The 26,765-nt window shown below is 40.6% G+C and carries 23 protein-coding genes; 14 read left to right on the forward strand and 9 right to left on the reverse strand.

Translation table 11 applies throughout. The features are described from left to right. Positions 1–100: 100 nt before the first annotated feature. Positions 101–1,492, forward strand: coding sequence for a MocR-like pyridoxine biosynthesis transcription factor PdxR (gene pdxR / locus FNK51_RS08685; protein WP_141993067.1), 1,392 nt, complete (start codon positions 101–103; stop codon positions 1,490–1,492). A 68-nt stretch (positions 1,493–1,560) separates the two neighbouring features. Here pdxR and FNK51_RS08690 read toward each other — a convergent pair whose 3' ends face one another. Together FNK51_RS08690 and FNK51_RS08695 are read right to left on the reverse strand one after the other, a co-directional pair. Continuing rightward, entirely contained in the window at positions 1,561–1,980 is a 420-nt protein-coding gene (locus FNK51_RS08690) for a MarR family winged helix-turn-helix transcriptional regulator (RefSeq protein WP_076367409.1), read from the reverse strand. A gap of 351 nt (positions 1,981–2,331) precedes the next feature. Continuing rightward, positions 2,332–2,535, reverse strand: coding sequence for a hypothetical protein (locus tag FNK51_RS08695; RefSeq protein ID WP_098372640.1), 204 nt, complete (start codon positions 2,533–2,535; stop codon positions 2,332–2,334). 128 nt (positions 2,536–2,663) lie between these two features. Here FNK51_RS08695 and ytvI point away from each other — a divergent pair, with 128 nt between their 5' ends. Beyond that, on the forward strand, positions 2,664–3,707 hold the full coding sequence (gene ytvI / locus FNK51_RS08700) for a sporulation integral membrane protein YtvI (RefSeq protein WP_179891126.1): 1,044 nt from the start codon (positions 2,664–2,666) through the stop codon (positions 3,705–3,707). A 346-nt stretch (positions 3,708–4,053) separates the two neighbouring features. Here ytvI and FNK51_RS08705 read toward each other — a convergent pair whose 3' ends face one another. Beyond that, positions 4,054–5,406: a hemolysin family protein gene (locus FNK51_RS08705; protein WP_141993068.1), complete on the reverse strand. Its 1,353-nt coding sequence runs from the start codon at positions 5,404–5,406 to the stop codon at positions 4,054–4,056. A gap of 615 nt (positions 5,407–6,021) precedes the next feature. Here FNK51_RS08705 and FNK51_RS08710 point away from each other — a divergent pair. The 4 genes from FNK51_RS08710 (at position 6,022) to uptA (ending at position 8,452) form a co-directional block, all read left to right on the forward strand. Further along, the gene (locus FNK51_RS08710; protein WP_311608592.1) at positions 6,022–6,594 is read left to right on the forward strand and encodes a YitT family protein; all 573 of its coding nucleotides are present in this window, start codon (positions 6,022–6,024) and stop codon (positions 6,592–6,594) included. Positions 6,595–6,688: 94 nt separating this feature from the next. Beyond that, positions 6,689–7,402, forward strand: a complete 714-nt coding sequence (locus FNK51_RS08715) for a FixH family protein (RefSeq protein ID WP_098372553.1) — start codon at positions 6,689–6,691, stop codon at positions 7,400–7,402. Positions 7,403–7,494: 92 nt separating this feature from the next. After that, positions 7,495–7,659, forward strand: coding sequence for an Lmo0850 family protein (locus FNK51_RS26505; RefSeq protein ID WP_179891125.1), 165 nt, complete (start codon positions 7,495–7,497; stop codon positions 7,657–7,659). A 163-nt stretch (positions 7,660–7,822) separates the two neighbouring features. Beyond that, positions 7,823–8,452 (forward strand): undecaprenyl phosphate transporter UptA, encoded by a 630-nt coding sequence (gene uptA / locus FNK51_RS08720; RefSeq protein ID WP_141993173.1) that lies wholly within the window; start codon positions 7,823–7,825, stop codon positions 8,450–8,452. Between the two features lie 52 nt (positions 8,453–8,504). Here uptA and FNK51_RS08725 read toward each other — a convergent pair whose 3' ends face one another. The 4 genes from FNK51_RS08725 to FNK51_RS08740 form a co-directional block, all read right to left on the reverse strand. Further along, positions 8,505–9,836, reverse strand: coding sequence for a hemolysin family protein (locus FNK51_RS08725; protein WP_098372552.1), 1,332 nt, complete (start codon positions 9,834–9,836; stop codon positions 8,505–8,507). Positions 9,837–10,117: 281 nt separating this feature from the next. Beyond that, a complete protein-coding gene (locus FNK51_RS08730) occupies positions 10,118–11,227 on the reverse strand; it encodes a histidine kinase N-terminal domain-containing protein (RefSeq protein WP_181762225.1) in 1,110 nt (369 codons plus the stop codon). Positions 11,228–11,454: 227 nt separating this feature from the next. Next, on the reverse strand, positions 11,455–12,342 hold the full coding sequence (locus FNK51_RS08735; RefSeq protein ID WP_098372636.1) for a cation diffusion facilitator family transporter: 888 nt from the start codon (positions 12,340–12,342) through the stop codon (positions 11,455–11,457). A gap of 470 nt (positions 12,343–12,812) precedes the next feature. Beyond that, positions 12,813–13,337: a universal stress protein gene (locus FNK51_RS08740; protein WP_181762226.1), complete on the reverse strand. Its 525-nt coding sequence runs from the start codon at positions 13,335–13,337 to the stop codon at positions 12,813–12,815. Positions 13,338–13,657: 320 nt separating this feature from the next. Here FNK51_RS08740 and FNK51_RS08745 point away from each other — a divergent pair, with 320 nt between their 5' ends. Further along, positions 13,658–15,655, forward strand: coding sequence for a transglycosylase domain-containing protein (locus tag FNK51_RS08745; protein WP_286178612.1), 1,998 nt, complete (start codon positions 13,658–13,660; stop codon positions 15,653–15,655). Positions 15,656–15,845: 190 nt separating this feature from the next. Here the strand turns inward: FNK51_RS08745 and FNK51_RS08750 are convergent, their stop codons facing one another. Then, positions 15,846–16,154 (reverse strand): hypothetical protein, encoded by a 309-nt coding sequence (locus FNK51_RS08750; protein WP_098372549.1) that lies wholly within the window; start codon positions 16,152–16,154, stop codon positions 15,846–15,848. A 191-nt stretch (positions 16,155–16,345) separates the two neighbouring features. Here FNK51_RS08750 and iadA point away from each other — a divergent pair, with 191 nt between their 5' ends. The 6 genes from iadA to FNK51_RS08780 all read left to right on the forward strand — a co-directional run bounded on the left by iadA (position 16,346) and on the right by FNK51_RS08780 (position 24,850). After that, the gene (gene iadA, locus FNK51_RS08755) at positions 16,346–17,521 is read left to right on the forward strand and encodes a beta-aspartyl-peptidase (protein WP_141993072.1); all 1,176 of its coding nucleotides are present in this window, start codon (positions 16,346–16,348) and stop codon (positions 17,519–17,521) included. A gap of 770 nt (positions 17,522–18,291) precedes the next feature. Then, the gene (gene pdhA, locus FNK51_RS08760) at positions 18,292–19,380 is read left to right on the forward strand and encodes a pyruvate dehydrogenase (acetyl-transferring) E1 component subunit alpha (RefSeq protein WP_098372633.1); all 1,089 of its coding nucleotides are present in this window, start codon (positions 18,292–18,294) and stop codon (positions 19,378–19,380) included. Next, positions 19,380–20,363 (forward strand): alpha-ketoacid dehydrogenase subunit beta, encoded by a 984-nt coding sequence (locus FNK51_RS08765; protein ID WP_098372634.1) that lies wholly within the window; start codon positions 19,380–19,382, stop codon positions 20,361–20,363. Before pdhA ends, FNK51_RS08765 begins: the two co-directional genes overlap by 1 nt. Positions 20,364–20,392: 29 nt before the next feature. Continuing rightward, positions 20,393–21,673: a dihydrolipoamide acetyltransferase family protein gene (locus tag FNK51_RS08770; RefSeq protein WP_141993073.1), complete on the forward strand. Its 1,281-nt coding sequence runs from the start codon at positions 20,393–20,395 to the stop codon at positions 21,671–21,673. Continuing rightward, positions 21,674–23,098, forward strand: a complete 1,425-nt coding sequence (gene lpdA, locus FNK51_RS08775; protein ID WP_141993074.1) for a dihydrolipoyl dehydrogenase — start codon at positions 21,674–21,676, stop codon at positions 23,096–23,098. 372 nt (positions 23,099–23,470) lie between these two features. Further along, positions 23,471–24,850 (forward strand): amino acid permease, encoded by a 1,380-nt coding sequence (locus FNK51_RS08780; RefSeq protein ID WP_098372545.1) that lies wholly within the window; start codon positions 23,471–23,473, stop codon positions 24,848–24,850. 89 nt (positions 24,851–24,939) lie between these two features. Here the strand turns inward: FNK51_RS08780 and hisC are convergent, their stop codons facing one another. After that, the gene (gene hisC / locus FNK51_RS08785; RefSeq protein WP_141993075.1) at positions 24,940–26,052 is read right to left on the reverse strand and encodes a histidinol-phosphate transaminase; all 1,113 of its coding nucleotides are present in this window, start codon (positions 26,050–26,052) and stop codon (positions 24,940–24,942) included. Between the two features lie 173 nt (positions 26,053–26,225). Here hisC and FNK51_RS08790 point away from each other — a divergent pair, with 173 nt between their 5' ends. Continuing rightward, positions 26,226–26,693 (forward strand): Lrp/AsnC family transcriptional regulator, encoded by a 468-nt coding sequence (locus FNK51_RS08790; protein ID WP_141993076.1) that lies wholly within the window; start codon positions 26,226–26,228, stop codon positions 26,691–26,693. Positions 26,694–26,765 lie beyond the last annotated feature (72 nt).

Raw genomic sequence — 26,765 nt, forward strand, 5'->3', positions numbered from 1 at the left:
CTCCTCCTCTTGATTGATATCTTCATTATAAAAATATTCTGGTCCTGCAATAAGGGCCAATGCTGATATAATTTATGGAACCAGTTTGAAGGAGGACCAAATGTTTGAAATCACTCTAAACTTAGATAAAACGAATAAAGAAGCTTTATATGTCCAATTGTATAAATACTTTATAAAGGAAATACAGAATGGACAAATAAAGGCCGGAATGAAGCTGCCTTCTAAACGAAAACTAGCTTTGCATTTAGGGATAGGCCTAAATACAGTGGATACGGCTTATCAGCAGTTGATGGCAGAAGGATATGTGGAAAGTCAATTAAGGAAAGGTTATTACGTAGCCGATTTAGAGCCGATCTCACCTTTGAATGAGCCTTTGCCTGTAAAAGAAGGGATGATGTGCCCTCCGAATGAAAGAAATGAGATAGATTTCAATCATGGACGGGTGGACGTGGATTCTTTCCCGCATGCCGTGTGGAAAAAATGCTTGAACAATACATTGTATCTACAGGAAAGGGAAATGTTCATGAGCGGTGATCCTCAAGGGGAATGGGGGCTCCGGTCTGAGATCTCATCCTATCTATTTCAATCGAGAGGAGTTCGCTGCGGGGCTGATCAAATCATCATTGGGGCAGGTACCCAGTATTTCATCCATCTGCTGCGGTTACTTCTTGGAAATGAGCGGGTATTTGGGTTGGAAGACCCTGGCTTTCATCGAGTAAGGGAGGTACTGAGGTTGGAGGAAGCGGATATGGCATTCATACCCTTGGATGAAAGTGGAATGAGTGTGGACTCCTTGAAAGAGAGTGCCGCGAATGTTGCCTATGTCACTCCTTCCCATCAATTTCCTTCCGGTATGATCATGCCGATAACTAGAAGGGTGGAATTGCTGAATTGGGCAGTGGAAAAAAAAGGTTATATCATTGAAGATGATTATGACGGGGAATTCCGACATTCAGGCAAACCGATTCCGTCCTTGCAGGGGTTGGACACAAAGGGAACGGTCATTTACCTAGGCACTTTTTCAAAGTCGCTCATCCCATCAATCAGGGTGGGATTCATGGTGTTACCCATGGAGCTGGCTTGCCGCTATCAGGAGAAGTTAATTGGATATAAACAGACCGTTTCCAGACTGATTCAGGAAACGCTCTGTCTTTTTATGAAAAATGGACATTGGGAACGCCATCTAAATAAAATGCGAACGATTTATCGTAAAAAAAATAAGGTGCTGCTGAATGAAATAGAAGAGAGCTTCCATGATCGTGTAGCCGTAATCGGTGAAAAGTCAGGATTGCACGTTCTTTTAAAAGTAAAAAACGGCAGCAGTGAGGCAGAGCTCATTCAAAAGGCTGCCAGTGTTGGGGTTAAAGTCCGCCCAACTTCGGTTTATCATTCTAAGAATGTGAAAGATCCGACTATTTTGATTGGGTACGGTGGTTTAACCGAAAAGGAAATCAAAGCGGGAATCCGACTTTTAAAAATGGCATGGCTATAGCTTGGTGCGAAAAAATAAGGAAAAGGCCTTGATTTACACTTATTCAACAATGATATAAGGTATCCATTTTAGTTTCTTATATTATTGAGGATTTTAAGGACCGTCTGGAAAAATATTTCCTGTTCTTCCTCAGTAATGCCTTCCAGGGCTTTTCCTTCGATTTTTTCTGCAATCTTAAGACATTTTGTATGTACTTCTTTTCCCCGGGGAGTCAGTTCGATTCGTTTTTCCTGTTCATCTTTTCCAGGAACTTGTTTAATCATATTATTCTGTTCCATGCTGTTGACCGAACGTGTGATGATAACACTATCAACATCCAAGTAACTGCAAATATCGGGAATTGTGGAATATCCACAGTTCTTTAAATAATTGAGGATTGTCCACTGATTATGGTAAATTTCAAGGGCTGTAATTTGTTCATTCATTTTGCTGACTAATGATCTCGATACTTGTAAATATTGATGAAATAATTGAGTAGGGTTCGTCATATGATTCTCCTTTATAATGGTCGACCAGTCCATTATATTCTTTAATTCTTAAAAGTCTATTGTAAAGAATCATTTTTTTCAGTCAATGTTTATTTTTGGAAGTAAAGCAGGAGAGGGGGGGATTCCGGCAATGCGAATGAATTATGGGAGAGTCCAATTGTACTGAATTTTCAAAAAAATACAAGAGGGACCTTAATATATGATGGCAAAAATATATTTTCTTCAAATGTTCCATTAGCAGGTACCAAAGTGCCGCCGAGAATTGGTAAAAGTCAATACGACACATCACCTTGAAGCTGAATGCAATTATTCTGCAACCAAAAACCAGCCTCTAAAGTGGCTGGTTTTTGGTTAAACCCTCTCGCTGGTGGAGCGGTGCTTTGTTTCTTTTTTATTTCGTTCTTCTTGTCGTTCATATTTTATTTCATCAATTGGTAAATCATCAATGGGCATGACCACTTGATCACGTTCCAGCTGTTTTTCCTGATCTTTCTTGAATGCCTTGGATTTATCATTACGTTCCTCAAGATACTTTTCTTTATCTTTATTATCCAATGTCAATCCCTCCATCTCTTTGTATCTCTTTTTCCCCTTATTGAGAAAATAAAACGTATAAGCGAAATATATGTGACCCCATTTCATAAATATAAGGAGAACAGGAAAGTGCAAGGAGGGTTTGTTCAGTGAATGTCGCCGTCTTTTTCCGTTGGTTTTGGAGAGGTATTCTCCTTTTAGGCATATTAATCGTCATTCCCTATTCATGGGCTTTGATTTTAGCATTGCTTACCGCCATTCTTTTGGATGGATTGGTCCGCATGATTAGTGAAACGGCAAAGCTGCATCGCTTTTGGGCAGTATTGATTTCGTTTGCTCTATATGTAGGCGGGCTTATGAGCATCACTTATTTTTCCTTTTCGGTATTAATCAAGAAGGTCATTATCTATTCGGAGGAATTTCCTGGTTTCATACGTGAAGTGTATTTGACGGCTATATTGCCAGTCATTAGGCAATGGGAAAGGTATTCCCAAACGTTGCCGCCAAATCTCATACAGTCCATTGAACAAACGATGGAAAAGGGAGTCAGGGCTTTAGAGGGGTTCACAGAGGGCTTTGTTCAGGATATGGTTCAGTTCGTTACACTCATTCCCGGATTTTTCATTGACTTTTTAATTTATTTAATCGCTTTATTCTTATTTAGTCTTGAATTGCCTAAGTTAAGAAAAAAGGCAGTCCTTTATTTAAAGACATCCACTTATCAAAAGATTTCGCTAGTTTATCAAGATTTAAGTATGGCAGCCGTAGGCTTCATCAAGGCACAAATCCTTTTGAGTTTAATAACGTTCATCATGGCTTATGGAGGACTGTGGTTATTAAATGTGAAGTATACAATTCCATTGGCATTGTTAATAGTAGTTGTGGACATTCTTCCTATCTTGGGGACGGGATCTGTACTGGTTCCTTGGGCAGTAATTGTTTGGGCTCAAGGAAACCATCATCTAGGTGTTGGCCTCATCATCCTATTCCTGGTCATTACCATCGTAAGAAGGACCATCGAACCGAAAATCTATTCAGCAAATATGGGATTGAGCCCATTGGCATCTTTGGTCAGCCTTTATTTAGGGTTTAAAATGCTTGGTTTCATCGGGCTTTTCCTTGGACCTTCGATACTGATTGTTTATGATACGCTAAAGAGGGCAGGTGTCATCAAACCCAACTTCAAAATATGAAAGATTATTAGATGTTTTTTGCCTGATTTCTTAAATTTGACATATCCTTTACAGCTTTACCTTGACCGTTACAATGATTGCAGTCCCGGGAAAAGAATTGCAGATAGCGGGTTTTCCCTTTCCCTTTGCAGTGTTGGCAAATGGTTATGAGTTTCATGATTCCTCACTCCTTCAAAAAGTATCGCTTTTCTAACAGTATGAAACAATAAAGGTAGAACTATACTTCATGTAATCATTCAATGTTAAATGAAGCAGGTTTTATATAATATGTTTTTATTTCATTTCATGTACCAGTTGGAAAAAAATAACCCCCGCTCCTATTGTCAATTAGGAACGGGGGTTATTATCATGAAACGATTTCAGTTTGTGATATTATCGGGAATTCTTTTACTTCGCTTACGACTTTTGCTTGTTTGTATATTTCAATATAACGAATATGGTGATCTTCCATTTCTTTTATCCTAAAGTTATAGGGACCATAAGTCAGGATATCACCTTGTTTGGCCTCGTAATTCTCGGTAAGGATCCATCCGCCCATCGTATCAATATCTTCGTCATTGATATCCAATCCAAGTAAATCATTCACTTCACTGACTAATACCTTGGCATCGATGATGTAGTGATCTTCTTTTAATTTGCGGACATCCGGAACTTCATCCAGGTCGAACTCATCGCGGATATCGCCAACGATTTCTTCAAGGATATCTTCAACGGTCACCAAACCTGACGTACCGCCGTATTCATCCATGAGGATAGCCATGTGGATGCGCTCCTTTTGCATTTTTAAAAGTAAATCGTGAATTGGGATACTGTCAATGACACGGATGATCGGACGAACATATCGTTGGATCGTTGATGCTGCCTGATTGTTCCTGTCTATCATTTCAGTGAATAGCTCTTTTATATTGACCATTCCGATAACATGGTCTTTATCTCCGTCAATGACAGGATATCGTGTAAAGTTCTCTTCCGCCATGACGGTGAAAAACTGTTGAATCGTATCATCTTTGGATACCGTTGCAATTTCTGTACGTGGAACCATGATTTCTTTTGCAATCCGATCATCGAATTCAAAAATTTTATTCACATATTTAAACTCTGATTGGTTAATTTCGCCACTTTTGTAGCTTTCGGAAACAATGATACGAAGCTCTTCTTCTGTATGAGCCAAATCATGTTCGGAAACTGCCTTTAATCCTAGCATTCTTGTAAGCGTCCTTGCAGAGCCATTCAGTACCCAGATGAAAGGATACATGATTTTGTTAAAAGCAATTAAAGGTTTGGAAACCAATAAAGTTACTTGCTCCGCTTTTTGAATCGCCAATGTTTTTGGAGCCAATTCCCCAACAACCACATGTATGAAAGTAATTAAAGAAAAGGCAATTGCAACCGAGAGTGCATGTGAAGCTGAATTTGGAAGATTCAATTGATTCAAGAGTGGGTGCAAAATCTTTTCAACTGTCGGTTCCCCAAGCACCCCAAGCCCTAGAGCGGTAACGGTAATTCCGAGCTGGCATGTTGAAAGGTATTCATCCAGGTTGGATATGACTTTCTTTGCTGAAAGAGCATTCGGCTTTCCTTCTTCAATTAATTGATCGACCCTCGTGCTTCTCACTTTAACAATCGCAAACTCCGTAGCTACAAAAAATGCTGTTAAAGCAATTAAAATGGCAATAAGAACCAAGTTTATTATGTCCAAATAGTCTCCCTTAACTCGCCTTCGAGACGAATAAGGAGTACACCTCCTACATTTTTAAAATATACAAGTATATTTTTTTTGCCGTGCTGAATATTATCGGGAATCATTCAAAGTGGCTGTGGTAATTGATGTCCAGCCGCTTGAACTCCCATTTCTTTAAGTGATGAAGAGAATAATAGTATATGCCGATTGGCGATGCGTAGACGGGAAATAGAAGAATTTCTGTCTGAAGGAGTGCAGCCATTTTTCAATAGGATGCACATATCCATTACGCAAATCAGCGTCCGCCTGTCAAAACGAACATTCTTTAATGCCCCATCAAATCACCTCAATCTAATTAATTTAAATACTTTCATTATAGAAAGAGTTAATCATTCAGTCAAATAGCTTCCGGCACCATAAATCCGGTAAATTGCTTGTAAAGGATCAGTTTGAGCTAATAATTAGCTGTTTTTGACTGTTTTCTCTACTTTATTGTATGATATTATAGAATATTCAGAAAATTAGAGGCGGTTTCATAAAAAATTGGTCAGTTTCATTATTTTTTCGATGGTTCATACATATTCTATAGAGTCCAAGACAAGTTCTAAATGCAGATTAAAGGGGGTGGCAGCCATGAAAATCATGGAAAGGATGGCAGCGATCATTGCCGGCAGCATGCTTGTAGGCGTGGGAATCAATTTTTTCCTGATACCTTATCATTTATTGGATGGCGGCATGATAGGGATTGGGCTGATTTTTCATTACTATATAGGACTTCCGACAGGCCTGGGTGTGATTTTGAGCAGCATTCCATTATATATATATGCTTGGTACTTTGAAAAGAAATTATTCCTGAACAGCTTGCATGGCCTGCTTTTTTCCTCTTTATGCATCGATATTTTTTCCGACGCTGTCATCGGATGGAATCTTCCCATTTATGTAAGTGCGATGATCGGGGGAGGTTTGATTGGATTAGGAATCGGCTTGATGCTTCGGTATGGGACATCAACAGGCGGAACGGATATGCTGGCGCAGATCCTATCCAGGAAGAGCGGATTCAATGTAGGTTTGCTGATTTTTATAATTGATGGATGCGTACTTCTTTGCGGATTGAATGTTGTGGGGACTTCAATCTTTTTATATTCATTTTTAACGATCATTGCGGTTGCCATGCTGACCTCAGTCACGGTGATGCGAACTATTTAATGTTAAATGATGTATAAAAATCTGAAAAAAGGAAAGGATGGGCAATATGAAAAGGACAGATTTTTAGTCTAATAAATAGTAAAGGAAAGTTCATATGAAAAAACTCTATATGTTTACTGCGTTGTTAGTTATGCTGGCAGGTTGTCAAGAGTCTGAAATGCCAGAGGATAAGGAAGTGAACAGTGCTGTTCCAGAATCGATGGATGCATCAATTGTCATTAAAGGCAAATTGGAGCCAGGAAAAGAAGTCATTCTTGAAACGAAAGTGAAACAGGGTAGCCAATTGGTGAATGAAGCAGATGAGGTACTGTTTGAAGTGAGAAAGTCAGGGCAGGATAAACGGGAAATGCTTGAAGCAAAGAATACTGGAAGTGGCATGTATCAAGTGATGCATACTTTTGAAGAACAAGGCAAATATATTGTAGTCTCCCATGTAACGGCCAAAGGCCTTCATGTAATGCCTGAAAAAGAAGTTGTCGTTCCAGAACATGAAAGTGAAGGCGCATCGGTTCATCCAAGTACGGATGTATCCATCGAGTTTCAAAGTAAACCTGTAAAGGCAGGAAACAGTTCGGACTTTGAAGCGACAGTTGAATTGAATGGGAAGCCACTGACAAATGCAGATGTGAATTTCGAGGTGTGGAAGGAAGGCAGCGAAGAGAGTCATTTCACCAAAGCTGAAGAAGATGGAGATGGAACATATCTAAATAAGGTATCTTTCGAAGAATCGGGAACCTATAAGGTGCAGGTACATGTTGAAAAAGACGAAGTGCATGAACACCAACTGCAAACCATTCAAGTCAATTGATTGTTTTTTGGAGCGAATTGTTTAAACAGGTTTTATCCTTTCGTTAAATGGGAAGTTAAAGGATAACGGTACAGCAGAAAGGGAGGGTAAGCATGAACAATCAAATAATCAACAAGTATAAAAATCTCGGGATTCATATTGAAAAAACGAAATCACGCCAGGAGATTTTCACTAATGTTTCGCAAAATGATTCATCCTTACTCACCACAGCTGTTTTTTCTCAATTTTCCCAAAAACGGGAGCTAAAAGAATATTGATGCAATGAGACCGGAGTATATATCAGCTGGTCTTTTTTTGTGCATTCCTAAATGTGATGCATTGTGAAACTGGATATGAAAAACCGAATAGAACGTTATGAGCTGAAATAGGATAGAAGGACAAACAATTTGAAATTAGCGGTAAGGGGAGTCCGATAGCATGATATCACAGCTTATTATGACGATATTGAATTGGTTTGCGGAAATGGGATATATGGGGATTTTATTGGGGCTTATGGTTGAAATCATCCCGAGTGAGCTTGTTCTAGGATACGGTGGTTATGTGGTCGGCCTGGGGAAAATGAATTTTTGGGGAGCTGTTATTGCAGGTGTGGCAGGCGGGACGATGGCACAACTATTTCTCTATTGGGCTGGTTATTATGGAGGACGGCCCTTTCTCTTGAAGTATGGAAAATATATTTTAATAAAAGAAAATCATATTATAAATGCTGAAGAGTGGTTTCAAAGGTATGGCGTAGGCGTGATTTTTACGGCTCGATTCATTCCAGTGGTTCGCCATGCTATTTCCATCCCTGCCGGAATTGCGAGGATGTCCGTATGGAAGTTTATATTTTATACGGTTGCGGCTGTCATACCTTGGACCATATTGTTCCTGACCTTAGGAAGGGTTCTCGGCGAGAATTGGCAGCAAATCCGGGAACTAACTGAACCATATCTAATTCCGGCTGCTGGTTTTTCATTTATCTTTATCATGCTGTATATTTTATGGAAAAAAAAGAGCACTCCTCCAATCGTAACGGTCAAAAAAATGGGACGTTTTCTCGATAAATGAACAAGAAAAAACAGCCACGTAAAATCACCTTTTACGTGGCTGTTTTTAATCATTATCCTTGAGGAAGGTCTTCTTCCAGAGGAAGCTGTACGACCTTTTTGGTGACCTCAATAGAACGAATGGCGTGATCTTCCATTTCAATCACTTTAAAGCAGAATCCGTCTTTTTCCATGATGTCCCCTACCTTCACATCATAATTTTCAGTAAGGACCCATCCGCCTATAGTATCGACATCATCTTCTTCTAAGTGAATGCCAAGTAGATCATTCACTTCCTTTACAAGAAGTTTAGAGTCTAAAATATAATGTCCATCTTTAATTTTCCTGATCGAGGCGACTTCATCGATATCGAATTCATCACGAATTTCCCCAACGATTTCCTCGAGGATATCCTCGACTGTGACAAGTCCGGAAGTTCCGCCGTATTCATCCATCAAAATGGCCATATGAATGCGTTCTTTTTGCATTTTTAACAGCAGATCGTGAATTGGTATATTTTCCATCACCCGAATGATCGGACGAGCGTAATTTTCAATCGCTTTGATATGGATTTCCCGGTTCTTAATAAGATCCGAGAAAACTTCCTTTAAGTTCACTAAGCCGATGACATGGTCTTTATCACCTTCGACAACAGGATATCGAGTGTATTTTTCCAATTTGGCCACATCGACGAATTCCTGTACCGTTTCATCTTTGGATATGGTCATGATTTCTGTCCTTGGAACCATGATTTCTTTGGCAACACGATCATCGAACTCAAAGATGTTATTTACATATTTAAATTCCGACTGGTTAATTTCTCCGCTTTTATAGCTATCTGATAGGATGAAACGTAATTCTTCCTCCGTATGGGCTATTTCGCTTTCGGATGCTGGCTTAAAGCCAAATAATCCGACAACGAATCGGGAAGAATGATTCAAGGCCCAAATGAAGGGGAAGGCTATCTTATGGAAAAAAATCAGCGGGTTGGCAATTGCCAAGGCCACTTGCTCAGCCTTTTGGATGGCAACCGTCTTTGGAGCCAATTCACCTACAACCACATTCAGGAACGTAATCAGGGAAAATGAAATAACGAATGTCAGAATGCTTGCGACTTCTTGAGGGATGTTCAATGCCTTGAATAAAGGCCCAACCAATTTGAGGACGGTCGGTTGTCCTAGCCACCCCAATCCAAGGGCAGTTACGGTAATTCCAAGCTGTGTCGCGGATAGGTACTCATCAAGATCGGATGTAACCTTCTTTGCCGCAATGGCTTTTTTGTTTCCCTCTTCAATCAATTGATCGATCCGAGAGCTACGAACTCTTATGATCGAAAATTCCGAAGCTACAAAAAAGGCCGTTAAAGCAATTAAAATAATGACAAATAAAAAACTTAATATGTCCAATTAGTGTGGGACTTAATTGAATCGCCAGATGTTGAGAACGATTTAATTATCCCAGTCACCTCCCAAAACCAATAATGAATGAAATGATATTAGTATATAAAATGTTAGATGAAAAATAAGTCTCGTCTATCTCGTATGAAAATTTCTCTGGTTTTTATTTTCAATCTATAGGATCATTCACCTCGATTAGTAGTGGAACCTACCTATTAGTATAAGTAACTGGACGTCAATCAGTCAAAAATTTCACACTAAAAACCTAAGGAAAAAAGGATATTTATCCATTATTTAGTTTTTAATTGAATGGAAAAGGTCGTAAGGAAATCGGTAGAGTGACAGGATAAGGTTCCCTGATGCTTTAAAACGATTTCTTTACAGACGAATAATCCCAATCCCGTTCCTCTTTTTTTTGTGGTGATGAATGGTTCAAAAATATTCGGCAGGACGTCGTCAGGTATCTTCGGCCCATTGTTCGATATATTTAAAGTAAGAATGCCGGGTGGTGATTCAGAGCCTGAAATGTAAATGGACGGGGAAGACATCCCTGCAACCACATCAAGAGCATTTAATATAATATTAAGTAAAACTTGACGGAATTCTTCTTTAGAACCGGAAATTACGGCATCCTCGGCAATATTACATGTAATGGAAGCATTAACTTCCAAAATGCTTGGATATAAAAATTCGATCACCTCATTCACAAGCTGAGCAATGGAAAATAGATCAGGTGGTGATGCTGAAGTTTCTTTTTTGGAAATATTAAGAAATTGTGTGATCCGGTAATTGAGCTGATCCAATTCCTTCGAAATGATATCAAGGTATTTTATCTCAGGTTGTTCTGCCTGTAACAATTGTATGAATCCCATGATGGAAGTCAGTGGATTTCTGAATTCATGGACAAAGCTTGAGGTCATTTGGCCAAGGAGTGTCAACCGGTCTTTATGGTTTGGGCTTATGAATTGATAGCTTTCTTCAAGCTCCATCGTTTTCAATTCGGTATAATGGGAAAATGCAATATGAATGAGTTTATCGAAGTAAACGTTTACTTGCTTAATTAGATCCGATATTTCTTCTTTGGGTGATTCGGAATTCAAAACATGCTCTATGATGATGGATCTCCCGATGGTTGCAGTGGAAAAGAAATTTTCCATATCCAATTGCTTATTAACTCGATCAGACGCAATTTTTTCCCCTACGACCTTCAGTACATCGTCTATTTCAGTATCCGATTTTCCAAGCTGATCCATTAGAAGATTGAAAATATTTTCCACTTCTCCTTTAAAATACCCCAGATATCCGTCCGGTAAATGCAGCAACTCATCTTTCCATTTGGAAATGATACTGCTTTTTTGAGAAGATAAAAAGTGAATGGTCATTTCTCGATTAGATACCATTTTGCCCTCCATACTGTAGGAAAATGAATTTACTTTTGACCCAGAACTTGCTTTATTTGAATAAAATTACAAAATATCAAAATAATTACATCTTAATTTCATGATAACAGATTAATGTCCTTTTAACATGTGTCAATTGGATAAATATTCGGCAATCAATCAATAAATCCCTTTTTTTGACACAGTTTTATTACAGTAATTGATAACAAAAAAAGGTATCCGTAAAGTTAATGACGGTTACCTTTTTTATGAAATGCATATGGTTCGATGTGAACGATCGCATGCTGGATATTATATTCCTTCAAAAGATTTTCTTCGATTTTAACTGTAATATCATGACCTTGAATGACGGTCAAGAGAGGGTTAACATGAACGGTAGTTTCGAGCAAGATTTCACTGCCGTGCATCCGGGCTTTAATTTCACTCATGTCTTTAACACCCTCTGTCAATATAATGGTTTGTCCGATCTTTTGCAGGAGCTGCTCGTCGAAACCATCAGTTAAAGAGATGGAGGCATCACGAAAGATGTCCCAGGCCGTTTTGCATATGATGACCCCCACGACTGCTGCAGCTATCGCATCCAGCCAAGGGATTCCCATCTTAGAACCGATTATTCCAATGAAAGCACCAACACTGACAAGGGCATCGGAACGATTATCCTGTGCAACTGCATAGATGGAAGTGCTGTTGATCTTTTTACTTAATGATAAGTTATAACGGTAGATTCCGTACATGAAAATTGCAGAGAAAAGAGCGACATAACCGGTCAGCATACTGGGAACGGTTGTTGAATCTTGGTTTATGAAGGATTCAATGGCACTGAATACTACCTGAAGGCCTACGGTGATCATGATGAAGGCAGCTACCAACGAGGCTACGGTTTCCGCCCGTAAATGACCATATGAATGATTATCATCAGGAGGTCTCTTTGAGATTTTCAAACCGATCAATACGGCTAAGGAAGCGATGATGTCGGTCGTATTATTTAAACCATCAGCCCAAAGCCCTTTAGAATCACCGAAATAACCAAATGACAATTTAAGAGCAGACAAGAACATGTAAGCGGCAATGCTTATGTAGGCGCCTTTTTCAGCTGAAATCGAATGTTTATCCATGTCCATTCCCTCCCCAATGTAAATTAGGCTTATTAAATCAAACCTTAGTGAGTCTATAGAAAATTGTCGTATTTAGCCATCTAACTTGATTAATGGCAGGTGTAATGAAGGCCTGTAAAGAAGTTGGTTAAACAAAAGAATATCGCCATAAAATGGGAATGGCAAGTTGAGATGATATGTACATTTTCTTTAATTGTCATTTGTAGAAACTAATAGTATATTCTAACCGATGATCGAAAATTAAATACTTCCGCAAAGGGAGCCAAATGGCTGAGAGTGACACTTTGAACCTGATAGTTAGCGCTGTGTAGGATGTGGTTTTGGGCAGCAATTAGCGCCCCAGTGTTTTTCGGCTGCTCCAAATGTATGACTGAAAAAATCCTATTAACAAAAAGGCCGGATTCTATAAGGATCCTGCCTTTTTCGGAGAATGCTCTACTTGAGCCATACAGGGCGAAGCCGCTCAATTTTCATTTTGCAATGAATACCGAACAGGGTGCGTTTTTCGCAATGGAACTACTTGTACTGCCAAGGAAGAATTTCTCCAAACCGCTTTTAGCACTATTGCCGACAACGATAAGATCGGCTGAAGTTCTTGCTGCAAAGTCACATATGCTATCTGGGGCATATCCTTCCAATAGTTCGAATTTCCCCTTGACTTGACATTCACTTAACAATCTCAACGTATTACTTTCTGCGTTCTGAATACTATTCTCGACGGGGGAAGGGGGGGCATTTACCTTTTGAGATCCTGGCTGATCGACTTCAATAACGGGATGTGTCTGGACTGGATCCACATAAAATCCGGCAGCAGGTACGAACCCCGGAGCCGAGGCGTCTCCCATGATACGCTGTTCAACCTTATCATTCAGGACATGAACTACGGTTAACTCGGCTTTTGGAAAGGCCTTTTTCAATGTTGCTCCATATTCCACCGCCCGTTTACTCTCTTCATTTCCATCAAAAGCGACGATAATATGTTTTAAGTCTTTCATTAATATCATCTCTCCCCTTTATAAGACGTTATAAGTGTTATACCCACTTTTAAATGGCTTCACGCCTTTAATCGGTATATAGATTGCCTTTTACGGGTAAAGGATAGATACGAGCATAGTTAAAATGGTAGGATGAAATCTGGTCCTTCATTTAGCTGGCATGCTCAGGCGATGAAGGGATATCATCAGCAAGGATGCCGATTCGCGAGTATAGTGCTACAAGAAAAGGGCGCCTTTTATTCAATCGGCGTGTTTTCTTTAATAAAAAGGGTAAAATATTTTTAATGAAACATGTCGCAGATGGGAAAATGGGGGTACAAATGAGAGGGTTAGTGAAATTAGGTCTAATTATAATATTGGCAATTGTGGTTTTAGGAGCCGGTTCATTATTGTATTTCAGGCAGGGTGCAGATATAAGCCATCTTGAAAATATTCTTCAGCAACCGACAGGAATCTATGATCTGGATGGGAATCTTGCCAGTACGATCACGGCCAATAAATCCGAAGGGGTTGCGATAGATGAAATACCGGAACATATGAAACAAGCGGTGGTTTCCATTGAGGATCACCGTTTTTATGAACATCACGGCATAGATTATCAAGGAATTATGCGGGCTTTGGTTAAAAATGCGAAGGCTGGAAGTGTTGTTGAAGGCGGGAGCACTCTCACCCAGCAGCTTGTGAAAATCACGATGCTGGAATCGGAACGAACATTGAAGAGGAAGATAGAAGAGTTTTTTCTAGCCCAGGAAGTTGAAAATCAATATACAAAAGATGAAATTTTGGAAATGTACTTGAATCAAGTTTATTTTGGCCATGGGGCATGGGGAATCAAAAAGGCTGCAAATATTTATTTTTCCAAAGAGGTCTCTGAATTGACCGTTGCCGAGGCAGCTTTGCTGGCGGGTGTCATTAACTTGCCATCTAAGCTTGATCCTTACAAGAATTTAGACGGGGCAGTCAAGAGGCGTGATTTGGTTCTTTCGAGAATGGCGGAACATGGTTATTTGACGAAAGACGAAGAAGCAGCTGCAAAAAAAGATTCGGTGACACTTCTTATGGGGGAGAAGGAAACCGATCCATTAAGAGGTAAATATCCTTATTTTGTCGATCAAGTTTTATCAGAAGCATCGAGTAAATATGGAATCAAGCTTGAGGAGCTGCTTTCAAAGGGCTACAAAATTTACACGACACTGGACCAATCCATGCAGCAGTCTACAGAAACCGTGTATGCGAATGATGCCAATTTTCCAGTGGGAACAAGTGCAGATGAACTGGTTCAAAGCGGGTCTGTCCTCCTTGATCCTGAAACGGGAGGCATAAAGGCACTTGTCGGTGGGAGAGGTAAGCATCAATTCATGGGATATAACCGGGCAACCCAGCTGACAAGATCTCCTGGTTCATCCATTAAACCGCTTGTCGTATACTTGCCAGCGGTTGAAGAGGGATACGATATCACTGACCCTTTAAAGGATGAAAAAATGAGCTTCGGTGAATATGAGCCAACAAACCTTAGTGGTGAATATAAAGGAGAAGTACCGATGTATGAAGCGGTGATGAATTCCTTGAATGTACCAACGGTTTGGCTATTGAATGAGATTGGCATCGATAAGGGGCTTGATTCACTTAAGCGGTTTGGGATTCCATATGAAAAGGATGATCGAAACCTATCGATAGCTTTGGGGGGGATGAAAAAAGGTGTGTCCCCGTTGCAGATGGCGGGAGCCTTTTCAGCTTTCGCCAACGAAGGGGAAAGGATGGAAACCCATGCCATTGTAAGAATAGAAAATGCCGATGGAAAAGAGGTAGCCGCTTGGAAAGAGAAAAGCACCAAAGTGACCTCTGAAGGCGCCGTCGACAAAATGAATGCCATGCTGCTTGGAACAGTGGAATATGGCACAGCGAAAAACGCGGCTGTTTCCGGTTATGAAATAGCAGGTAAAACAGGTTCCACACAAGTTCCCATCGAAGGAATATCAGGGGTTAAAGATCAATGGTTCATCGGTTATTCACCTTCGCTGGTCGGTGCTGTATGGGCTGGATATGATAAGACGGACGAAAAGCATTATCTAACGACACACAGCAGTCAGGGAAGTGCAATCATCTTTCAAAAAATAATGTCGCAAGCTTTACAGAATCAAGCCGCTCAATCCTTTAAAGCTCAAGATATCGGTCCGCTTATAGCTGAACAACAGGCACTTGTATCTGAGCAAAACGCAAAAGAAGAGGAGGAGCAAAAGAGACAATATTGGATTGATAAAGGAAATGAAATTCGGGAAGGTTTGAATAAATGGAGGGACTGGAAGTTGCCGTGGTGATTCTCAGGAAAGGGAGCATGAACAAGCTTTTGCTTAATTCACTCAACAAAAAAGACTGTCAATAATTGACAGTCTTTCATCGTTCTTAAAAAATGAGATTTGCTATTATGCCGATTACGACGATTGCGCCTATCACCATTAAAATGGTTCTCACTTCTATACACCCTCTTCATGACGTAGTTGGAATCATTTAAATATTAACGGTTTGGTTCGATTGGAATCCAAATGAACTTTCATCATTTTCTTTACATATAGCCTGTACTTTTTCTAGCATGGCATGTACATTCTCGCCTTCAAGTATGACTTTCATGGTTGCACACTCTTGAAGAATGAGCACAAAGGATACGAAAGTCGAAAGTTTCTTGGCATCGACCAATTTATGGTTGCAGATAAAATATATATTCCCTTTAAATTCTTTTGTAACTTGATATAGGTTCATGATTTGTCGCATGGATAATCTTTTATTTGTTTTAATGTCAGAAGAAATCACTTTATTCATGTCGTTTACTCCTTTTGTTTTTATACTTTTGGAAAAGCATAATCAAGATGTCAATTCAGCTACAACTTTTTAAAATGAACAAGTATGTTTGGTCTTTTTTATGTAATTGTTAGCGGGTCATGTTGTATATTTACCCGTGTGAAAGATTTTGAAACCTATTTGAAAATTTCAATTTTGAGGGGGAACGAACAATGCTCACACTTATTAAAAATGGGGAGCTTTATGGTCCAGAATATATGGGCCAAAAAGATATCCTCTTGGTTGGAAAGCAAATTGGCTTCATTGAGGACAAGATTGATGTACCTGCCAATTTCGTTGAAATGAAAGTGATTGATGCGAGTGATCAAATTGTGGTTCCGGGTTTTATAGATGCCCACGTACATATTATCGGCGGAGGTGGGGAAGGGGGCTTTAAAACGAGGACACCAGAAATCCAATTAACAGATGCCACTTTAGCGGGTATAACGACATTGGTAGGGGTCATCGGAACAGATGGAACGACAAGGACCATGCCAGCACTGCTTGCTAAAGCGAGAGCGCTTGAAGAAGAAGGAATTAGCTGCTTCGTTCAAACTGGTTCCTATCAAGTTCCAGTCAAGACGTTAACCGGTAAAATCGAAGATGATTTGATTCTTGTGGATAAAATTATCGGTGTTGGCGAAATAGCCATTGCCGATCATCGTTCTTCACAGCCGACTGCAGCTGAACTGGCTAAACTGGCCTCTCAGGCGCGTAATGGAGGTCTGTTGTCCGGGAAAAGCGGTATCGTCAACATTCATGTAGGAGACAGTCTAGATCATTTGCATGTAATTGAAGAAGTTGTCGAGACAACGGAAATACCGATCACTCAGTTCTACCCTACACATATAAACCGAAATCCGCATTTATTCAATGCAGGTGTGGAATATGCAAAAAAAGGGGGGTATATCGATTTTACGACAAGTACGATCCAGAAGTTCCTTGAAGAAGGCGAGGTCAAAGCAAGTACAGCAATAAAAATGGCACTGGAAAAAGGCGTTGAAATCGGGCAGATCACCATAACTTCAGATGGACAAGCCAGCCTGCCTGACTTCGATGACGGCGGTAACCTGCGCGGTTTGAACATTGGTACATGCATGTCCTTATATGATTGTGTTGTCGATGCGATCCTCGAGGATGGAGTGACAATTGCCGATGCCATAAGAGTTGTGACGGAAAATCCGGCAAACATTTTAAAACTTTCTACAAAGGGGCAGCTTGCGGTAGGTAAGGACGCCGATATCATCATGATGAAGAAAAAAACTTTAGAAATGAATAGTGTTATCGCGATGGGGCAGATAATGGTCAAAGATGGTCAAACAGTCGTGAAAGGAACATTTGAAAGGTAGATCTTTCTAATTTTGTTGGTAGGGTATTCCGCGAATGGATCTCGGTTATGGCAGGAGCGAATTCCGATGCTTGTAATACCCCCATCAATCATGAAATGCAAAAAGACCCATAATTATATAATGGGTCTCAGTTTGTCGACAAAAAGGGGTTCGATTGATCTAATCCCAAACCATTATTTTAAAAGTAAACTTGGATATGAATGAAACCTTCATTGGATTGAAGAAATTTACGACACTCCTGCCAAATAACTGGGAAGCCGAGACCCCACAGAGCTCGCTTTGATGAGGCTTGGCAGACAGTCGGCGGAAAGGGAGCGGATTTCCGAAATCAACTGCAACATTTTTAAAGAAAAAAACGGCAGGCAACTAGTCTAAGACGCATTTATTATATAATGGGTCTTTTTTTGTGCTGGATACTTTTTGGATAGGTCTTGAATCGATCGAGCATATCAACAATTTGTAGGTAATCAATATGATATTTCCACATTAAAGGTTCTCGTTTTCAAAATGAAGGTGAGGTATCAGAAAACATATTCTAAATAAAGGTAAATTGCGAAAAATTCATTCTATTTAACATATTATTAAAAACATGGATGTATTATCCTTTTATATAAGGAAATTAGTTTATGAAACAGCATTTAATCACAGACATAAAGACCAATAAATACATTTTGGGCTGTTATTTCATGACTGTTCAAAACCTTGGTAAGTTTGCGAAACAAATCTATCTTAAGGGGAGAAATGAAATGGAAAAGACGGGAAACCCAATAATGAAAGCGTATTCAAATGAAGTTGAGCCGGAAATGTTTCGTGTATTGACTCCTGATGGGGAAATCATTGAAACGATTGATGGGAAAATCGATAAATCACTTATGTTAAAGATGTATGAGAGCATGCTCCTGCTCAGAACATTTGACCGAAAATCCATTAATCTCCAGCGCCAAGGCAGGATTGGAACTTATGCACCTTTCGAAGGACAGGAAGCATCCCAGGTAGGAAGCGCTTTAGCGTTGTCGGCAGGGGATTGGATGTTTCCCACATACCGTGATCATGGAGCGGCAATCATTCATGGGCAGGAATTATACCGTGTTTTCCTATACTGGATGGCGCATTTTGATGGCTCAATTTGTCCAGAAGGAAAAAGGATATTGCCTCCAAGTGTTCCAATTGCCACTCAAATGGTTCATGCAGTTGGAACGGCTTGGGCAAGTAAGATTAGAGGCGAAAAGAATGTTAGCATTGCCTATTTTGGTGATGGAGCCACTTCTGAAGGGGACTTTCATGAGGCACTGAATTTTGCTGGAGTTTATAAAACCCCAACAATCTTTTTCTGCCAAAATAATGGCTACGCGATCAGTGTCCCTTTTGAAAAGCAATCGGCATCCAAAACAATATCCCAGCGGGCTGCCGCTTATGACATCCATGGGGTGCGAGTGGATGGAAATGATATTTTCGCAGTATGGCTGACTGTAAAGCAAGCTGTCGAAAGAGCGCTTAAAGGGGAAGGACCTACATTAATCGAAGCCATTACCTTTCGTTATGGCGCCCATACTACTGCAGACAATCCGAACATATATCGCGATCAGGATGAAATTTCAACGTTCTGGAGGGAAAACCGGGATCCGATTACACGTCTTAGAAAGTATTTGAATAAAGAAGGTCACTGGAATGAAAAGCAGGAGGAATTGGCGGTAAAACAATTCAACGAACTGATTGATGCTCACCTTCAAAAAGCCGAAGGGTATCCAAAATCCGACCCGCTCGAAATGTTTAACCATGTATATGCCGAGGAGTCATGGCATTTAAAGGAACAGAAGCAGGAATTGAACCAAATCCTAAGGAAAGGCGGGAAGAAATAATGGGCAAAAATTTAACGATGCTCCAGGCTATTACGGAAGCGATGGACCAAATGCTGGGTCATGATGATCGCGTGATGATCTTGGGTGAGGATATTGGAGTGAATGGCGGGGTTTTTCGATCGACGGAAGGACTTTATGAGAAGTATGGAAAAGATCGAGTCGTTGATACGCCATTAGCTGAATCCGGAATCATCGGCTCTGCCATTGGTTTAGCCCTTAATGGAATGCTGCCCATAGTAGAGATACAGTTTCTCGCCTTTATTTATCCGGGATTCGAACAACTCGTTTCCCATGCTGCCCGTATGAGGTATCGTACCCGTGGGCAATTTGGGGTGCCCCTTTTAATCCGTACGCCATATGGTGCCGGAATCAGGGGCCCTGAACTTCATTCCGAAAGTGTCGAAACCTTCTTTGCCCATACCCCGGGTTTAAAGGTGGTTGCACCCAGTAATCCATATGACGCAAAAGGGCTGCTCATTTCAGCCCTCGAAGATCCAGATCCTGTGATTTTTTTGGAACCGACTAAATTGTATCGGGCTTTTAAGGAAGAAGTTCCCGAAGAAATGTACCGAATACCAATCGGGCAAGCAAAAGTGGTCCAGGAGGGAAGCGATCTGACCATTTATGCATGGGGTGCCATGCTAAGGGAGGCATTGAATGCCGCGAAAAAGATTGAAGCAGAAAAAGGCTGGAAGTGTGAAGTGGTCGATCTTCGAACATTATACCCTTTAGATAGGGATACGATCGTGCAATCCATTAAAAAGACAGGTCGTGCATTAATCGTCCATGAAGCCCATAAGACTGCCGGATTAGGTGCGGAGATTATCTCCATCATTAATGATGAAGCTCTTATTTACCTGAAAGCGCCGATTAAGCGTGTAACAGGATTTGATGTACCGGTTCCGCCGTTTACAATAGAAGATCATTATTTACCGACTGTTGACCGTGTAAAACAAGGAATTGTCGAAACATTATCATTTTAATTGTGATTAAGGGAGAAGGAGGATGACGCATGATGGAATTTAAACTTCCTGATGTAGGGGAAGGGATGCATGAAGGGGAAATTATCCAATGGCTCATCAAAGAAGGGGAGGCGGTAAAACAGGACCAACCCATTGTTGAGGTGCAAACGGATAAAGTCAATGCAGAACTGACGGCTCCTGCGGCGGGAGTGGTCAAGAAAATATTTTTTTCCGAAGGGGATATCGTGGAAGTGGGAACCACCATATTCACAATTCAGGAAGAGAACGATGTGTCAGTTCCGGATAAAGGCATGATTGAAGAAGAAATCCAAGTCGTGCAATCTGGTGATGTAAAAGTAAATGCAGAGCATATTACGACTAAACAGCATCATGAGGTAGCGCGTGCGTTGGCAACGCCATTCGTTCGTCAAATGGCGAGGGAAATGAAGGTTGATATCGAGAAGGTTAAAGGCTCCGGTCCGGCTGGGCGAATTACCGAAAGTGACCTAAAGCAGTTTAAAGAAAATAACTCGATTACACTGGAAGATGCCAAACATCATGATAACAAGATTGTTCAAGAGATGGACCAGATGAATGATGCCATCCAGGCAAAAGGAGTGGAAAATGAGTGGGAAGAGCGGATCCCGCTTAAAGGCATTCGAAAAAAAATCGCTGAACATATGGTAAAGTCGGTTTCGACCATTCCTCATGTAACCCATGTAGATGAATTGGAAATGGACCGATTGAAGGAATTTAAAAATCAATTAAAAGAGTACTCCGATGATAAGGATATTAAGTTGACTTTTTTGCCATTTTTCGTTAAAGCCATTGTCATCGCCTTAAAGGAGTTCAAAACATTAAACGCTTCAATTGATGAAAAGACCAATGAAATCATCCTGAAGAATTATTATCATATTGGGATTGCGACGAATACAAAAGAGGGTCTCATAGTTCCTGTCATAAAACATGCCGATCAAAAGACCATTTTCCAACTGGCTGATGAAATCAGGCAATTGGCAGCCCAAGCCCGTGAAGGGAAGTTGAGCATTGATCAAATAACAGGCAGTACATTTACCATCAGCAATGTAGGACCGATCGGAGGGATGCACGCGACCCCGATCATTAACTATCCGGAAGCGGCCATACTAGCTTTGCATAAAATGGAACATCGCATGGTCGTTCGCGATTTGGAAGGTGTTATCCGTTTAATGATGAATATGTCTCTTTCTTTCGATCATCGTTTGATTGATGGGGTAACAGCGGTGCATTTTACCAATAGAATCAAGGAATTGCTGGAAAATCCAATTCGTTTAGTTGTGGAGATGAGATAAATGGTAGTAGGGGAAGTTGCTGTAGAGACGGATGTTATCATCATTGGAGGAGGTCCGGGAGGATATGCTGCGGCTATCCGTCTCGGCCAGTTAGGAAAATCGGTCGTGCTGGTTGAAAAGGAAAAGCTGGGCGGGGTTTGCCTTAATCGGGGCTGTATACCTTCAAAGGCATTAATTCACACAGCTGATCAATACCAAAGGCTTAACGATTTAGGGAAAATGGGAATCCGGCTATCCCAGGAAAGTACCACTATGGACTTGGGAGTTTGGCAGGATTGGAAAGCGGGCATCACATCTCAGTTGAGGCAAGGTATTGCCCATTTGTGTAAGGAAAATGGAGTGACGGTGGTTAAAGGTCAAGCAGCCTTTTTATCTGATGACCGTATTGGAGTTGAAACCGATGGCGATTTTGAAACCTACAAGTTTGAACAGGCAATTATTGCGACGGGGTCCAGACCATTCATTCCATCCTTCATTAAAGTCGATGGAGAATATATATTGGATTCAACATCATCTTTGCAGCTGCAGGAAGTTCCATCAAGCTTGTCGATCATTGGCGGTGGATATATCGGAATCGAATTGGGTATGGCATTTGCAAAGCTAGGTACTAAAGTGACCATCATTGAAATGGCCAATCGCATACTCCCCCAAATTGCTGAAAACCTTGTAAAGGAAGTCAACCGGAATGCCAAGAAGCTTGGGGTGAATATTAAAACATCCACGAGGGTAGAAAAGGCGAGTGTAGTGGATGGCCATGTACACCTTCATGTATCCTCAGAGGAACAGGGGATGGAAGTGGTCGTGAGTGAAAAGACCCTGGTTACAATTGGGAGGGTACCTAACTCTGAAGAAATTGGCCTGAATCGGGCTGGAGTTACAGTTGGTGAAAAAGGCCATATAGCAGTGGATATGGAATGTCGTACAAATGTGCCGCACATCTTTGCCATCGGTGATATTACACCTGGTCCAGCTCTTGCGCATCGAGCGTCCAAACAGGGTATAGTGGCAGCTGAAGTGATAGGGGGGCTGCCAAGTGCCGTTGACTCACCTAATGTTCCCTATGTAATCTTCTCGGACCCACAAATAGCTGGTGTTGGTTTAAGCCGTGAAGAAGCTGAACAACAGGGATACAGCGTCAAAATCGGCAAATTTCCGTTCAGTGCCAATGGAAGGGCGCTTGCAACGAATGAAACAGAAGGATTTGCTGAAGTGATCGTGGATGCTGATAGCCACATATTGCTCGGAATGCATATGGTAGGTGCTGATGCTTCCAACCTTATAGGTGAAGGGGTCCTTGCCCTTGAGCTGGCGGCTAGGGTCGAAGATATAGCCCTCATCATGCATCCACATCCAACTTTGACTGAGGGGTGGATGGAAGCGGCTGAGGCAGTTTTGGGACATGCGATTCACATCGTAAATAAATAGGAAAAGGTAAAGTCATGGGGATTACCAAAGTAGTCCCCGATTAGAGTGTTTTATTTTAATGGAGTCAGAAACCTGTCACTGGTCCTCGAAAGGCAAGGCTATCAGCAAATTCACGCCATTTCCAAAATTTGACCCGGCGTTTGACCAGATAGGATCCGTAATAGCCTGCGATGATTCCTCTTGTAAAACTAACAACATATTGATATCATTTTTACTTTGGTGAAGTATGAAAAGATTTTTCAAGAAGGCTTTGCATCCTTCCACTCCTAAACCAAAACGGTTGATGAGATAACTTATCTATTCGCCATTCAACGATTGAAATGGGTTTAATTTTTTATATGAAAAAATTATGGAAAGAAGGAGGCAGATGTAATGGAATCAAATGGTGGGTCACTGCAAAAGAAATTATTGCCGCGGCATATTAGCATGATGGCAATGGGAGGGGCAATAGGTACTGGCATTTTTAAAGGAAGTGCCGAAACCATATCGTTAGCAGGGCCCGGAGTCATATTCACTTATATTTTTGCAGGATTATTACTGCTTGTAGTCATGGGTGCTATAGCGGAAATGGCAATTGTCTATCCAAATACGAATATGAAAGGTTTCGTTCAGAAAGCATTCGGTAACCGCTTTTCATTCATCATAGGCTGGATGTATTGTTTCATGTGGCTATCCGTATGTGTCATTGAGGTAGTAGTGGCAGGAAGTTTCTTGCAGTATTGGCTCCCAGCAATCCCGCTATGGATATTAAGTTTGGGGTGTGCGGCTTTCATCATTGGGATTAACATGATGAATGTCAAAAATTATGGTGAATTCGAATTTTGGTTTGCTGGCATTAAAATTACAATGATCATCGTATTCATCATATTGGGAGCCTGTATTTTATTTGGAGTCATCCCAAGCGGCGGATCTAATTATCTTCAAAACTTCACCGGGCATGGTGGGTTTTTCCCAAATGGGTGGATGTCCATCTTTTCGGCATTACTGATCGTCATGTTCTCCTATGGCGGTTCAGAGTTAATCGGGGTGACGGTAACCGAAGCAAAGGATGCGGAACGCATTTTACCGAAGGTCATTAAAAACTATATTTGGAGAGTCGTATTATTTTTCACCTTACCGATACTTGTAATCTGCGGTTTGATTCCTTGGAACGAAATTAGCGACCAGGCAAGTCCGTTTGTACAAGTTTTGTCAATGTCCGGTTTTCAGGGATCTGCACATATCATGAATTTCATTTTGATTACGGCCGTCTTATCTGCCGCTAACTCTGGAATATATGGGTGTACCCGCATGCTGCATTCTTTGGCTGCAGAAGGGGAAGCTCCCAAGTCGTTCTCTTATGTATCAAAAAATGGCGTTCCTTTGTATAGTTTGATATTAAGTGCTTTTGTATTGGTCGTCGGCTCCATGATTACTTTCGTTGCACAGGACAAGGCATTTACTTTATTAATGGCGTTTCCAGGTTTTGTAGTATCCCTTGTATGGATCAGCATCTGTTTAGCGCAGCTAAAACTTCGCAATTCATATCCCAAAGCCCCGAGTTTTAAATTGTGGGGATTTCCATATGTAACCTTGTTTGCCATAATCACCTTAAGCATCATTTGTGTATCGTTCGTTTTCAGTGAACAGAATCGGATCAGTATCATTGCTTGCCTGATTGTGTTGGCTGCATTAATCTCGATTTCCATTTTTAAATTTAAAAGTGGGGATGAACAGGAAACAACGATAATAGAAAAGGATATTGCTAAATAAATCACGGAAAAGATACGACATGGGCAAAGGCGTCCATGTCGTATCTTTCATTAATAATCATCGATATACTGCAAATTCATTTCGATCGTTCATGTACCTGACGTTTCATTAATTATATGTTTTAAGGAGGATATGAACCTCTCGTTTTCAAGTGGAGTGCCGATGGTCACGCGGATAGTATTTTCATAGCCTAGCAAATGACCGGAACGGATGATGACACCTTGAATTAATAACTTCTCAAAAATGTCCCTGCCAGGCTGAGTCAATTTAACCATCAAGAAGTTGGCATGTGAAGGGAAGAATGTTAATCCTATCTTGCTTAGTTCGTTTTCTAAATATCTTCTTCCTTCCCCATTCTTACGAACACATTCCTCAACAAATCGATGGTCGTCGAGGGAAGCGAATGCCGCAGCCTGTGCTAAACGATTGGTATTGAAGGGTTCTTTCACTTTAACTAGCTCTTGTATGATGGAAGCATCCATTAAACCGTATCCAATCCTTAATGCAGCCAGTCCATAAATCTTTGAAAAAGTGCGTAAGATGACCAGATTTGAATGCATATTTAAAAGCGGCAAGGTTTCTAAATATTCTGCATCATCGACATATTCATAGTATGCTTCATCAACAATCAGTAAAATATGTTTCGGCACCTTCTCGATAAAAGAGCGTAACTTTTCTTTTTGAACGATTGTTCCTGTCGGATTATTGGGATTACAGACAAATATCATTCTTGTTTTTTCTGTTATGGCATCATACATCCCCTTCAGGTCATGTACACCATTAATAAGAGGTATCTTTACAGGTGTGCCGCCGTCAATCAATACATTCGTTTCATATCGTGGAAATGTCACATCAGCCATGATGACTTCATCATTTTGTTGGATATAGGTTCGTGTTAATAAACGAATCACTTCATCAGATCCATTGCCTAAAATGATATGATCTTTATTGATATTCAATTTCCTTGCCAACTTTTCAGCTAATGCAGGTGCCATACCTTCAGGATAAAAGGAGGTTTGCTCCATTTCGGTAATCATGGCTTCTTTTGCTAGAGTTGAGCAGCCGAATGGATTTTCATTGGATGCCAATTTAACAATCGTTTCAAGACCAAGTTCACGTTGCACTTCTTCAATTGGCTTGCCCGAAACATATGGGCTAATGCTTTCGATGTTTTGTCGAACCGGGATTTTCGTAAAGGTCAATGCAGGTTCCTCCCTTTGGTAAATTCTGAATTTTCTTTTTCTATTGGATTATTTTAATGATAGAATATTAACTGATAAAATTACATACAAAAAAGAATGTATTTTTCACTATCCATACAACATTTTAAAGAAATATAAGCTTATATTCCTTCATTATGAAAGGCGGTTGCTTCATGGATGAAATAGATGTCAGTTTACTGGAACTTTTACAAAAGGATGGACGCATTACGATTAGTGAACTATCGAAGAAATTGGCTCTCAGTCGACCTAGCATCTCTGAACGTATGTATCGCCTGCAAGAAAAAGGGATCATTGAGGGGTTCAGCGCAAGGGTTTCACCTCTGGCAATAGGAAGGGGGGTACTTGTGTTCATTCAGGTGAGTGAACTTAAGGTTCCAGTTTCCGATTTTGAGCAATTGGTGAAAAATGATTTAGACATTATCGAGTGCCATCGTGTAACAGGAACTGTTGGATATTTTTTGAAAGCGGCTTTGGCTGATATGGACAGCATGAGATTACTGATAGATCGATTAATACCATATGGACATCTGAATACATCCGTGGTTTTGACATCCCCGGTACCTTCCCGCTCCATCCTTCCTAGGATCAATGAAATGGAGGATCAAGGTGCGAAATCCTAAGTGGAATTTCAACCGATCCTTGTAAATGGGTTTGCACGGAAACTAATGAAGATTTACAGAAAGGAACGAGGC

The organism is Bacillus sp. B4EP4a, from assembly GCF_006680105.1.
GTDB classification, from domain to species: domain Bacteria; phylum Bacillota; class Bacilli; order Bacillales; family DSM-1321; genus Peribacillus; species Peribacillus simplex_E.